The organism is Serratia sp. (in: enterobacteria), from assembly GCF_046715635.1.
Classification (GTDB): domain Bacteria; phylum Pseudomonadota; class Gammaproteobacteria; order Enterobacterales; family Enterobacteriaceae; genus Chania.
In genome coordinates, this window is record NZ_JBKJYW010000348.1 from 1 (window position 1) to 12,517 (window position 12,517).

Consider the following 12,517-nt stretch of genomic DNA (forward strand, 5'->3'; position numbering starts at 1 on the left):
CCTTTGTGCTGTACGAGATGGATATCGAAGCCAAGATCCTCGGCCTTAGCTGGCTGGCGATCGGCATCGTGTATTACTTCGTGCTGCGCGTAGTGCTGAAAAGAGAGCCAGTGCTGAAGCTGGAGGACTAAGCCAGCAATCTGCCCCTTCTGGGGCAGATTTATTCAATCCTTTGATGACGTTAACAAAACGGCCCGCTGGTCATACCCCTCTGCCCGCCTCTAGGTTATGCTCGAAAAAAACCTGCATCAGGAAAAATCATGAAGAAAATCATACTGGACTGCGACCCGGGGCATGACGATGCGATCGCGATGCTGCTGGCATGGGGCAACCCAGACATTGAGCTACTGGCCGTCACCACCGTCGTCGGCAACCAGACGCTGGAGAAGGTCACGCGGAATGCGCTGGCCGTGGCGCGCATTGCCAACATCACCGGCGTACCCTTTGCCGCTGGCTGTTCGCGGCCGCTGGTACGGCAAATTGAAGTCGCCCCCGACATTCACGGCGAATCAGGGCTCGATGGCCCAGTCCTACCGGAACCCACTTTGCAACTGGCCGATATCCATGCCGTCGATCTGATCATCGATACCATCATGGCCCACCCACCAGGCACCGTAACGCTGGTACCCACCGCAGGCCTGACCAACATCGCCATGGCAGTGCGCAAAGAACCCCGCATTGCCACACGCGTGAAGGAAGTCGTGTTGATGGGCGGCGGTTACCACGTGGGTAACTGGAGCGCAGTGGCTGAATTCAATATCAAAATCGACCCGGAAGCTGCGCATATCGTGTTCAACGAGCCGTGGCCGTTAACCATGGTTGGGCTAGACCTGACGCATCAAGCGCTGGCCACGCCAGAAGTTAGCGCGCGCATCGCCGCCATTGGCACCGGTCCGGCAAAATTTGTCGTCGAACTGCTCGAGTTCTTCGGCCATATGTATAAGCAGGCGCAGGGGTTCACCTCACCACCGGTACACGATCCCTGTGCGGTCGCCTATGTGATCAACCCCAACGTGATGACGGTGCGTAAGGTGCCCATCGATATTGAGCTGACCGGTACCCTGACGCTGGGGATGACGGTCGCGGACTTCCGCTTCCCTGCCCCGGCGGATTGCCATACTCAGGTGGCGGTGAAGCTCGACCAGACCGCTTTCTGGGATCTGATTGCGGATGCGTTGGAAAGGATTGGGGAAGTTGAGGTTTGAGGCACGGTTGGAAGTAAAGTGTCGTGCAAACGCCCGACACTTCATTCAAACCGGCATTATGCGTAGTATATTGAAAGTGTTCTTTGTTATCGGATGTCTCTCATGGCTTACTCTATCGGCGAATTTGCCCGGCTTTGCGGAATAAACGCAACCACATTACGCGCCTGGCAGCGTCGTTACGGCCTGCTTAAACCGATGCGCACCGATGGTGGGCATCGCCAGTACAGTGATGATGATGTCCAGCAGGCGCTCAAAATTCTCGACTGGGTAAAAAAAGGGGTAACCATCAGCCAGGTGAAGCCCCTGCTGGCTCGCCCGGTAGAAGGTCAGACAAACAACTGGCTCACTCTGCAAGAGAAAATGCTGCAGTTGCTTAAAGAGGGAAAAATCGAATCGCTGCGCCAGCAGATTTACGCTTCTGGCCGCGAATATCCTCGCCCGGAGTTGGTCACAGAAGTACTGCGCCCGCTGCGCAGTAAAGTCTCTGCCAATATTCCGGCGATGATGACCCTGCGCGAGATCCTGGATGGCATTATCATTTCCTATACCTCATTTTGCCTAGAAAGGGACAAAAAAGCGGCAGGGGATAACTATCTGATCACCGGCTGGTACCTGTCAGACCCGTGCGAAATATGGCTGGAAGCGCTCAGGCGTACTGGTCAAGGACAACACATTGATGTCCTTCCCGTTCCGCCTGCCAGTCTGGCTCCGGAGCTGTTTCCTGAACGAAAATGGCTGCTTGTCATGACAGGTAAACTCACCCCCGCGCGCAAACAACAGATTGAACTGTGGCAACAACAGGTGATGTCTCTTGAGGTCATTACACTTTGACGTTGTTCTTACGTTAATTATCACAAAAGTTTGAATCTTTATTTTTCACCGGGATGCTACCTTTTTCCTGTTTGTTTAACCCCTACAGGAAATCATGATGATGAAAGCTACCGGCCTTATTCTGTTAACCTCTCTGGCAATGGCTCCTGCCGCATTCAGTGCCCCTGCTGGCACGCTGAGCGTCCATATTCTGAACCAACAGACAGGTATTCCCTCGCCGAATGTTACCGTCACGCTTGAAAAAGAGCAGCAAAACAGCTGGGTCACGCTGGCTAGCGGTAAAACGGACGAAGACGGGCGTATCAAATCTCTCTATCCACAGGACCAGGATATGCTGCCGGGAATTTACAAAGTGACCTTCAAAACCGGTGATTATTTCCACCAACAGAAGCAAACGTCGTTCTTCCCAGAGATCCCGGTGATGTTCACCGTCACCAAGACCAATGAAAAACTGCACATCCCACTGCTGTTAAGCCAGTATGGATACTCTACCTACAAAGGAAGTTAAAGATAAAGCATGCTCATGTTGCGCAGTTAACAGCATGAGCATGCAAACTTAATACGTTGAAGCTACTGAGAAAATAATTATCACCTTGCCAAAGTTGGACAAATTTCAATAATTGTGTAAGTTTTAACTATGCAATAACGCTACGTTGTTCACTTCCAGGTGAGACTCATGAGCTCTATGCCCCCCATCATCCACCGGTTTGTTGATTACTACAGCAAGCTGGATAACCAGCCGCCATCTGCGTTGGCGGAGATCTATCATGCTGATGCCAGGCTGAGCGACCCGTTTGGTGAGCATCAGGGTCTTTTGGCGATCCAGCGTTACTTCACTCATCTATTGGCCAACGTAAAGCATTGCAGCTTTACCATCGATTCCCCTCTCTGCGAGGGCCATCGTTTTGCCGTAACTTGGGCAATGCATTGGTCTCACCCGCGGATTTCAGGGGGAGAAACACTAGTCCTCGCAGGATGCTCAATTGTAGATGTCCAGGACAACCTGATTATTCGCCAGCGCGATTACTACGATGCCGGGGAGATGATCTACGAACATCTTCCCCTGCTTGGCTGGGCGGTGCGAAGTGTAAAAAGGAGAATGCGCTCATGATGACTGTCCTCATCACCGGCGCAAGCTCCGGCATTGGTGCCGGGCTCGCGAAGTCCTGGGCCGATGACGGCTGCCAAGTCATCGCCTGCGGGCGAGACCGGGCCAGGCTGGAAGCACTGCAACAGTACAGCCCGAATATCACGTTACGCGTGTTCGATATGACGGATAGGGAGGCCTGCCGTCTGGCGCTTGCAGATTGCAGTGCCGATCTGATCGTTCTTTGTGCGGGAACCTGCGAATACCTGGAGCAGGGTGTGGTGGATGCCGCTCTGGTGGAACGTGTGATGAGTACCAACTTCCTGGGGCCAGTGAACTGTCTGGCCGCACTTCAGACCCAGCTCCTTCCAGGAAGTCGCGTGGCGCTGGTCAGTTCGATGGCGCACTGGCTGCCATTCCCACGAGCAGAGGCGTATGGCGCGTCAAAAGCCGCCCTCACCTGGTTTGCCAATAGCCTGCGCCTTGACTGGGAGCCCAAAGGCATTGCCGTCACGGTTGTCTCACCGGGCTTTGTAGATACGCCGCTTACCCGTAAAAATGATTTTGCCATGCCCGGCCAGGTGAGCGTCGAGGATGCCGTGAAGGCGATCCGTCGCGGGCTGGCGAAAGGGAAAAAGCACATCGCCTTTCCCAGCGGATTCAGCCTGGTCATGAAGCTGCTTTCAGGGCTCCCCAATTTCCTTCAGCGCAGGCTGTTGCGCAGGATGGTTCGCTCATGAACATCGCCATTATCGGCAGCGGTATCGCAGGGCTCACCTGTGCCTGGCGGCTGGCCGGACATCATCAGGTCACGCTTTTCGAAGCGGCACCCAGGGTGGGTGGGCATACCGCCACGGTGGATGTCAGCACGCCGCAGGGCACGTATGCCATTGATACCGGGTTTATCGTCTACAACGACCGTACCTATCCGCGCTTTATGGGCCTGCTCAGCGAGTTGGGCATCAGCGGGCAAAAAACGCAGATGAGCTTCTCCGTACATAATCCGCAAAGCGGGCTTGAGTATAACGGCCACACCCTTACCTCGCTGTTTGCACAGCGTCGTAACCTGGTTAATCCAGCGTTCTGGGGGCTGCTGAGAGATATCATGCGCTTCAACCGCCTGGCAAAAGAGGCGTTGGCGGACAACGTTAACGAAAACGCCACGCTGGGGACTTTTCTTGAACAGCACGGCTTCAGCGCGTTTTTCGCGCGTCATTATATTCTGCCGATGGGGGCTGCCATCTGGTCCTCGTCGCTGCAGGAGATGCGCCGCTTCCCGCTTCCGCTGTTTTTGCGCTTCTTTGAGCATCACGGCCTGCTGGACGTCACTCAACGTCCGCAGTGGTATGTGGTGCCCGGAGGTTCTCGCGAGTACGTACGCGCCATTTTGACCCAGTTGGGTGACCGCCTGACCCTGCACCTCAACGCACCGGTGCAACAGGTCATCCGCCACAACGGGGGAGTTGAAATCCAGCTTGCGCAGTCGAGCCACACGTTCGACCAGGTGATCTTCGCCTGCCATTCCTCACAGGCGCTGGCGATGCTTGCTCATCCAACTCCTGCAGAAAGCGAGGTTCTGGGCGATATTGGCTGGCAGCATAACGAGGTGGTTTTGCACAGCGATCCACGCTGGCTGCCGGTGCGCGAGCGTGCCTGGGCAAGCTGGAACTATCGCCTGAGCGAACGGGACCAGGCCAGCGCCTGCGTCACCTACAACATGAATATCTTACAAGGGTTACCTGAGGGTAGCCCCCTGTTCTGCGTCACCCTGAACCCGGAAACGCCGGTGGACGAGCGCTACGTCTGGAAACGCTTTGTCTACGAGCACCCGCTGTTTAACCCGCAAAGCTGGCGCGCCCAGTCTCGCCGCAGCGAGATTAACGGCCACCAACGGAGCTGGTTCTGTGGAGCTTACTGGTACAACGGTTTTCACGAGGATGGGGTACGCAGCGCGCTGGACGTGGTGAAAGGGATCGCTGCAGGGGAGGACCTGTAAGATGAACAGCTGCCTTTACCAGGGTGTGTTACGCCATCGTCGCTTCCAGCCGAAATCACACCATTTTCGCTATAACGTGTTTATGGCCTGGATCGATCTGGACGAGCTGGATGCGCTGCCGTCGGCGGGGATCCGCCGTAATCGATTTGCCGCGGCCGCCTTCCATGATGCGGATTACCCACTCGGCACACCGCTTAAAGAGAACGCCCTCGACCGGCTGCAAACCCTGACCGGGGAACGTCCCGATGGCCGCGTCATGCTCCTGACCCAGCTTCGTTATTTCGGCTTCCATTTTAATCCAATCAATCTCTACTACTGCTATGACAGTACGGGCATCCTGCGCTGGTTGCTGGCCGAAGTGCGCAACACCCCGTGGAACGAGCGCCATTACTATGCGGTGGATGGCCAGGCGGCTCGCCCGCAGCCGAAAGCCTTCCATGTCTCCCCGTTTAATCCGATGGATATGGTCTATCACTGGCGCTTCAACGCCCCCGGTAAAACGCTGCATATGCATATCGAAAATCATCAGGAGTCGAAGGTGTTCGACGCCACGCTCGCGCTTCGCCGTGAGCACCTAACGCGCGCGACCCTGAGAGCGATATTGCTGCGCATACCGCTGATGACCCTGAAAACCGTCCTGGCGATTTACTGGCAAGCGTTACGGCTGTGGCTTAAACGCGTGCCGTTGTACAACCATCCCGTTAGAAGGAGTTAGCGCTCATGACCGATCCTGCCTTTGCGCTTGAATCCGATATCCCTCGTAACGCCCGTATCGCGCGCTGGCTACTCTTTCGTTTGCTGAGCGGTATCCGCGAGGGCTCGCTCACCGTGCGTGAAGGACAGCAGACCCTCCATTTTGGCGATGAGTCTTCCGCGCTGCGTGCTGAAGTGCAGATCCTCGCGCCGGGTGTTTACTGGCGTCTGCTCACCGGCGGCAGCCTCGCCGCGGCCGAATCCTGGATGGAGGGTGAGTGGGAGACGCATCAGTTAACCCCGCTTTTGCAGATCCTGGCCCTCAACGGCAAGGTGCTGGGAAGGCTGGAAAGTGGCTTTCGCCTGCTGGGCAATCCCTTGGAGCGGCTTCGCCACTGGACGCGGCGTAACTACCGCAAACAGGCGCGGGAAAACATCGCTGCCCATTACGACCTGGGTAACGAATTCTATGCGCACTTTCTCGATGAAGATCTGCTCTACTCCAGCGCGCTGTTCACCGCCGACGACCAGGCTCTCTCCCAGGCCCAGCAGGCAAAAATGGCGCGCCTGTGCGAACAACTGGGGCTGACCGCAAGCGATCACCTGCTGGAAATCGGCACTGGCTGGGGGGCGATGGCGGAATACGCCGCCCGTCACTACGGCTGCCGCGTCACTACCACGACGCTGTCGCAGGAGCAGTACATCTGGGCTACAGAGCGGATTGCCCGCGCGGGATTGCAGGACAGAGTTCAGGTTCTGCTGTGCGACTACCGCGACCTGACCGGAGAATTCGACAAACTGGTATCGGTTGAGATGATTGAAGCCGTGGGTAAACGCTACCTGCCGGACTTCTTCCGCACCTGTCAGGCGCGCCTGCGCCCGGGCGGCAGAATGGCGATTCAGGCCATCACCATTCAGGATCAGCGCTACCGCGACTACAGCAAAAGCGTCGATTTTATCCAGCGTTACATCTTCCCCGGCGGGTTTCTACCGAGCATCACGGCAATGAGTGAACTGATGACGCGTCACACCGATTTTGTCGTCCGTAATCTGTTCGATATGGGGCCAGACTATGCCCGCACGCTGACGCACTGGCGGCAACGTTTTCTGCACGCCTGGCAGGACATTGAAAAGCTCGGTTTCGATGAAAGGTTCCGCCGTATGTGGCTCTACTACTTTGGCTACTGCGAAGCCGGTTTTAACGCACGCACCATCAGCGTGGTGCAACTGACCGCAGAGCGCGTATGAACCGCTCTGTGCAGGTCGTGCTGATGGCTCTCGCGTTCGATCTCTACTGGACGCTGGTAGTGTTGTTTCGCGAGCGTGGACTGTTTCTGTGGCTCGCCCTGGCGATCCTGGCCTGGCTGATGCTGTCGCCTGCACACCGTGTTTACGCCCTGCTGCTGGCCGCAGCGGGCAGCGGTCTGGATGCTCTCTGGGTGCTGACAGGGCTGATCGGCTTTAACAGTGACGCTCTGTTGCCCCTGTGGATGATGGCGCTGTGGCTGATGTTCGCTACCGTCTGGACCCACTTGACCTTCACGACCACGCTGCCGGGGTGGATGCTGGCTCTGCTGGCAACCGTTGGCGGTCCCGTAGCGTATGTGATTGGCGAACGTCTGGGCGCCATTACCTTCCGGGAGCCGACCTTTATCGTCGTCAGTTGGATGGCACCGGGTTGGCTGGTTCTGATGTTGTTGTTCCATATTCTGACGGGGAGGCGACAATGAGAACTTCTTTACTGATGCTGCTGTGGTTGGCGGCCATCGCGCCCGTCGCCCATGCTGCCGACTGGTTAAGCTGGCGCAAAGTGGGTGATGCCAGCCTCACATGGGGGCCGTTTACCGTTTATACCTCCCAACTGAGCACGCCGGATGGCCGGTATCACGGGCCGGAGCAGGATCAGGCGCTGATTATTACCTACAAACGCGATATCGATCGCGACCAGTTGGTCGAAGCCACCCGTGACCAGTGGCAGGCGCAGGGGATCCTGGAGCGCGAACCACAGAGCGAAGCCTGGCTGCGCATGCTGCAGTCACTCTGGCCGGACGTCACGCCGGGTTCTCAGCTTACCTTTGTTCTCAAGGGTAAGCAGGGGCAGTTCTGGTATCGCGCCTCAGCGGCAGAAAAAAGCTTTACCCCGCTCGGCCCCAGCCAGTCTGCAACCTTCAGTACCAACTTTCTGGCCATCTGGCTCGATCCACGCACGCAATATCCCGAACTACGTCAGCAGTTGATCGGAGGTGAAAAATGAAACGCATTCTGACACTTGGCCTGGCGCTGATGATGCTTCTGGTGGGTTGTAGCACAGACATCAGCGACTATCGGCATCAACAACCGTCGCTAGATATCTTCCACTACTTCCAGGGGAAAACCGAGGCATGGGGCATGGTACAGGACCGCAGCGGAAAACAGCTGCGCCGCTTCCACGTGGAAATCACTGGCAACGTCATCGGCGACACGCTGACGCTAAATGAACACTTTGTCTATGACGATGGCGAGAAGCAGCAACGGGTGTGGCATATCCGGCGCGTGGGTGCCAATCGCTACGAAGGTACTGCAGGCGATATTGAAGGTGTGGCCAGCGGCGTGGCGGAAGGCAACGCCTTTAACTGGCGTTACAGCATGAACGTGAAAGCCAATGGCAGTACCTGGCTGCTTCACTTTGATGACTGGATGTACCTGCAGGATGACACGCATCTGTTTAATAAAACAGAGATGAAGAAATTCGGCATCACCGTCGGTCAGGTAACGCTTTTCTTCACCCGAAAAGAACAGTAAGAGGATAGCGACATGAATAAGCAACCCGTCATTGGGATCAGCGGATGTTTAACCGGCTCGACCGTACGGTTTGACGGTGGACATAAACGCATGAGCTTTGTCATGGACGGGCTGGCGCAGTGGGTGACCTTCAAACCCATCTGCCCGGAGATGGCCATCGGCCTACCCGCGCCCCGTCCGGCCCTGCGCCTGGTTCAGACCACCAAAGGGGATTTCCGGCTGCACTTCAGCCAAGCTCCTCACGACGATGTGACGGAAAAAATGGCCGAATTCACGGATTCCTATCTCTCACATCTGGACGAACTATCAGGCTTTATCGTCTGCGCGAAATCGCCGAGCTGCGGTATGGAACGCGTACGGTTGTACGATGAAAAAGGCAATCGCGGGCGTAAAGAGGGCGTGGGCGTCTTTACCAGGGCGCTGCTGGAGAAATACTCGTGGTTACCGGTAGAAGAAGATGGCCGCCTGCACGATCCGGTGCTGCGGGAAAACTTTGTCGAGCGCATCTTCGCCCTGCACGAGTTGAACACCCTGAAGGCCAACGGCCTGACCCGCCATGCGCTGCTGGACTTCCACAGCCGGTACAAACTCCAGCTGCTGGCACACCACCAAGCAGGCTACCGAGAAATTGGACCGTTTGTCGCCTCGTTGCACGAGTGGGAAGACCTGGACGCATTCTTCGTGGCTTATCGCGAAAAACTGATGACGATCTTGAGAAAACCCGCCTCGCGCAAGAATCACACCAACGTGTTGATGCACATTCAGGGGTATTTTCGTAACCAGTTGAACTCACGCCAGCGCGGCGAGCTGAATAACGTGATCCTCCACTATCGCGAGGGGCTGCTGCCAATACTCGCTCCGTTAACGCTGCTGAAGCATTATCTGGGCGAATACCCAGACCGCTACCTGCTGACGCAAAAATACTTTGACCCCTATCCGCAGAATTTAGCTTTGCGGCTGGCGATTAATTAAGTGCGCATGATGAGAAGGTCAGAATGCCCCTGATAGGAGACCCTTATCAGGGTTTGCCGTTGCCACTTCATACAACGCCAGCAGCGGCCCACATACAGCGTTTTCACCTTCATTGGGCTTTAGCACGTCATCCATGGAGTTTGAGTCGGTTTTGCTTGGTAAGTCAGTACACTCGCAGTGTCTCCGCTGACATCCCGTTGCATTAATCAGCAGGGAGCAGATCACGGCATCGTTATAGATACTTTTACTGTCAAAACGGACAAGCATTACGAGCCTTGATCAACTCCCCACTAATAGGATGAACAAAATCCAACCCACTGGCATGCAGCATCAGTCGAGGAGACCCTTCGGTGCCTGGCAGCAAGAGACCGCCGTACAGGTCGCAGCCCAAAATAGGATGGTCTAGTTGCTGGCAGTGAATGCGAAGTTGATGGGTGCGCCCGGTTTCTGGGGTTAGCTCTACCCGCGTCAACGGCATTAACGTCCCGTCTCCCAACTCGCGATAAAAGCGCTCAACGACCCGATAGCGGGAACGAGCGGGTTTGCCGTGGATTGAGCAAATAGACATTAGCGGGAACAGCGCCGGGTCTTTGGCAATCGCAGCGTCTATCACCCCTTGGTCATCGTCCAGATGTCCGCAGAGCAGCGCACTGTAAAACTTGGTCACGGTGCGCTGGCTGAACTGGTGGCAAAGAGCGGCATTGATAGCCTTATTGCGGGCAACCACCATCAGCCCGGAAGTGCCGAAATCTAGGCGGTGGACCAGGGTGCAGCCGGGGAATATCTTCACCAACCGATGATGCACCGAATCGAGATTTTGCGGATTCTTCCCCGAGAGGCTGAGCAGCCCGGCGGGTTTATCGATCAGCACCAGATGATCGTCCTGATAGAGAACCTCTATCTCGTCATGGCACGGCGGGGCAATAAAGGTATCGAGGATCGTAGACATCGGGCTGCCGGATGGAGAATGAGGGCGGATAATAACGAATTTTCAGCCAACTGACGAATCTGGCTGACGTGGCGCTCCCCCAATGACGTAATCTGAACCCATCTATGCGCCCCCCTCTTTTATGCATCTGCATAAAAGCAAAACCCGTCACTCACCATTCCCATCATAATTTTTATCATTTTTGATAACATTTGCTAACCAGCACGTCATAACATCGATTTTTTTGCCCTCCCCGGATTGGCATTTTATACAAAGCGTCGGCCCCGTTTGCCGAAGAAAGATGTGAAATTTTGCGCATTCTTGCACCGTTGCCTTTCCCTATACTCACCACCATCAGTAAATGTCGGTGAAGGGGCAAGCTATGCAGCAGGTAAAAATCACACACCTCTATCAGAGCTTACAGCAGAGCGTTAACCGCCGGGCTGAGCATACCGCCCTGTTCTTTGAAGGCCACAAATACAGTTATAATCAGTTAAATCATAATGTTAATTTATCTGCCGCCTGCCTGAAAGAGAGTTTTAACCTCGCCAAAGGCGATGTGATCGTCCTGGCTCTGGGTAACCGACCTGAATTCTGCTCGCTGTTTTATGCAGCCATGGCGCTGGGGATTATCGTGGTGCCGTTAAGCACCAAGTTAAAATCGCAAGACAGCCATATCATCCTGTCCAGTGTTAATGCCAAGGCGGTGTTTTACGATCCCAACAGTCAGCCGTGGATGGCAGCGCTGGAACCCGTGAAGCAAAGCCATGTGGTGTCGCTGGCCGATTGGCAACTGATGCTCAGTAATGCAGATGACCAAAAGGTGATCCAACCCGTAGAGCCTGTCGCCATCGTAGCGGATGATATTGCCTCGATTATTTATACTTCCGGCACTACTGGCTCCCCGAAAGGAGCAGCGCTCACTCACGGTAACTTTATTGCGGCCATCACGGCTTATCAGCAGGCTCTGAAGTTAACCGAACAAGACAGCGCCATCCTGCCAATCCCCATCTGTCATATTACCGGTCTGTCGGCTCTGCTCTGCCTGTTTATTCACCTTGGCGGCACGTTGCATTTGCAGCAAAGGTTCAATGCAGAAGAGATCTTAAAAACCGTCAGCAGCCATAACATTACCTTCCTGCATGGTTCGCCAACGGTGTTTATCCTACTGTTGCAAGAAGCGGAAAAGTATCCACAGGTGGGGAACTACACCAGCTTGCGGATGATCGCTTGCGGTGCCGGGCATTTGAACGTGGGAATTATCGAAAGGCTCGCGCAGCTGTTCCCAGCTACGGAAATCAGGCCGATCTATGGGCTGACAGAAACCTCTTCACCGGCCAGCATTTTCCCGGTCGATGTTCGCAGCAGCGATAAGATAGGCAGTTCTGGCTTACCCATTCCCGGCCTGAGTTGCCAAATCCGCGACGATAATCTCCAGGTACTTGCTGCCGGTGAAATTGGTCATCTGTGGCTGAAAGGGCCGGTGGTCATGAGCCAGTACTGGAAGAACCCGGCGGCGAATCAGCAGTTCTTCCACGACGGCTGGTTCTACACCGGCGATATCGCCTGCCTCGATCAGGATAACTATTTGTATATCAAAGATCGCAGCAAGGACATGATCAACCGCGGCGGTGAGAAAATATACTGCATTGAAGTGGAAAACCTGATCTCGAATTATCCTGGCGTCAAGGAAATTGCCATTGTTCCCAGCAGCAGCGAAATCTACGGAGAAGAAGCCGTCGCCTTTATTGTGGCACACCGGAATAAACCCTTGGTCAGCGATAATATTATTCACTGGCTCTCGAATAAAATCGCCAAATTTAAAGTACCTTCAAAAATCGTCTTTGCAGCAGAATTACCGAAAAATGCCAACGGTAAAATAGATAAATTGGCATTACGAAAAAAACTAACACCGCCAATATGAAAGCAAGCGGTGTTTAATTAAGTGCGCAAACATCAGGAAACGTGAAGCGCAACCATTAAAACAATAGAGCACCTGTACCTCTAACAATAATACAGAAAAG

General features: G+C 54.9%; 14 protein-coding genes. 13 read left to right on the forward strand and 1 reads right to left on the reverse strand.

Annotation, left to right across the window (positions count from 1 at the left end):
- Nucleotides 1-260 precede the first annotated feature (260 nt).
- The 12 genes from ACLQ7H_RS18285 (at nucleotide 261) to ACLQ7H_RS18340 (ending at nucleotide 9,565) form a co-directional block, all read left to right on the forward strand.
- The gene (locus ACLQ7H_RS18285; protein WP_411753887.1) at nucleotides 261-1,205 is read left to right on the forward strand and encodes a nucleoside hydrolase; all 945 of its coding nucleotides are present in this window, start codon (nucleotides 261-263) and stop codon (nucleotides 1,203-1,205) included.
- Between the two features lie 102 nt (nucleotides 1,206-1,307).
- Nucleotides 1,308-2,036, forward strand: coding sequence for a MerR family transcriptional regulator (locus ACLQ7H_RS18290; protein ID WP_411753888.1), 729 nt, complete (start codon nucleotides 1,308-1,310; stop codon nucleotides 2,034-2,036).
- A gap of 97 nt (nucleotides 2,037-2,133) precedes the next feature.
- Nucleotides 2,134-2,544 carry a hydroxyisourate hydrolase gene (uraH, locus tag ACLQ7H_RS18295; RefSeq protein ID WP_411753916.1) on the forward strand — a complete coding sequence of 137 codons (411 nt, stop codon included), beginning with the start codon at nucleotides 2,134-2,136 and terminating at the stop codon, nucleotides 2,542-2,544.
- A 168-nt stretch (nucleotides 2,545-2,712) separates the two neighbouring features.
- Nucleotides 2,713-3,147: a nuclear transport factor 2 family protein gene (locus ACLQ7H_RS18300; RefSeq protein WP_411753889.1), complete on the forward strand. Its 435-nt coding sequence runs from the start codon at nucleotides 2,713-2,715 to the stop codon at nucleotides 3,145-3,147.
- A complete protein-coding gene (locus tag ACLQ7H_RS18305) occupies nucleotides 3,144-3,863 on the forward strand; it encodes an SDR family NAD(P)-dependent oxidoreductase (RefSeq protein WP_411753890.1) in 720 nt (239 codons plus the stop codon). Before ACLQ7H_RS18300 ends, ACLQ7H_RS18305 begins: the two co-directional genes overlap by 4 nt.
- Nucleotides 3,860-5,119, forward strand: a complete 1,260-nt coding sequence (locus ACLQ7H_RS18310; protein ID WP_411753891.1) for an NAD(P)/FAD-dependent oxidoreductase — start codon at nucleotides 3,860-3,862, stop codon at nucleotides 5,117-5,119. The genes ACLQ7H_RS18305 and ACLQ7H_RS18310 overlap by 4 nt, the downstream gene beginning before the upstream one ends.
- A gap of 1 nt (nucleotide 5,120) precedes the next feature.
- Nucleotides 5,121-5,834, forward strand: a complete 714-nt coding sequence (locus ACLQ7H_RS18315; protein WP_411753892.1) for a DUF1365 domain-containing protein — start codon at nucleotides 5,121-5,123, stop codon at nucleotides 5,832-5,834.
- A 5-nt stretch (nucleotides 5,835-5,839) separates the two neighbouring features.
- Nucleotides 5,840-7,060: a class I SAM-dependent methyltransferase gene (locus ACLQ7H_RS18320; protein ID WP_411753893.1), complete on the forward strand. Its 1,221-nt coding sequence runs from the start codon at nucleotides 5,840-5,842 to the stop codon at nucleotides 7,058-7,060.
- Nucleotides 7,057-7,542, forward strand: coding sequence for a DUF2878 domain-containing protein (locus ACLQ7H_RS18325; protein WP_411753894.1), 486 nt, complete (start codon nucleotides 7,057-7,059; stop codon nucleotides 7,540-7,542). Before ACLQ7H_RS18320 ends, ACLQ7H_RS18325 begins: the two co-directional genes overlap by 4 nt.
- Nucleotides 7,539-8,066: a hypothetical protein gene (locus ACLQ7H_RS18330; RefSeq protein ID WP_411753895.1), complete on the forward strand. Its 528-nt coding sequence runs from the start codon at nucleotides 7,539-7,541 to the stop codon at nucleotides 8,064-8,066. The genes ACLQ7H_RS18325 and ACLQ7H_RS18330 overlap by 4 nt, the downstream gene beginning before the upstream one ends.
- Nucleotides 8,063-8,593: a DUF3833 domain-containing protein gene (locus ACLQ7H_RS18335; RefSeq protein ID WP_411753896.1), complete on the forward strand. Its 531-nt coding sequence runs from the start codon at nucleotides 8,063-8,065 to the stop codon at nucleotides 8,591-8,593. The genes ACLQ7H_RS18330 and ACLQ7H_RS18335 overlap by 4 nt, the downstream gene beginning before the upstream one ends.
- 12 nt (nucleotides 8,594-8,605) lie before the next feature.
- Complete coding sequence (locus ACLQ7H_RS18340; RefSeq protein ID WP_411753897.1) at nucleotides 8,606-9,565, forward strand: YbgA family protein; 960 nt, start codon at nucleotides 8,606-8,608, stop codon at nucleotides 9,563-9,565.
- 250 nt (nucleotides 9,566-9,815) lie between these two features.
- Here the strand turns inward: ACLQ7H_RS18340 and ACLQ7H_RS18345 are convergent, their stop codons facing one another.
- Nucleotides 9,816-10,514 carry an RluA family pseudouridine synthase gene (locus tag ACLQ7H_RS18345; protein ID WP_411753898.1) on the reverse strand — a complete coding sequence of 233 codons (699 nt, stop codon included), beginning with the start codon at nucleotides 10,512-10,514 and terminating at the stop codon, nucleotides 9,816-9,818.
- Between the two features lie 361 nt (nucleotides 10,515-10,875).
- On the opposite strand from ACLQ7H_RS18345, the gene ACLQ7H_RS18350 reads away from it, so the two are divergent.
- Nucleotides 10,876-12,417 (forward strand): class I adenylate-forming enzyme family protein, encoded by a 1,542-nt coding sequence (locus ACLQ7H_RS18350; protein WP_411753899.1) that lies wholly within the window; start codon nucleotides 10,876-10,878, stop codon nucleotides 12,415-12,417.
- Nucleotides 12,418-12,517 lie beyond the last annotated feature (100 nt).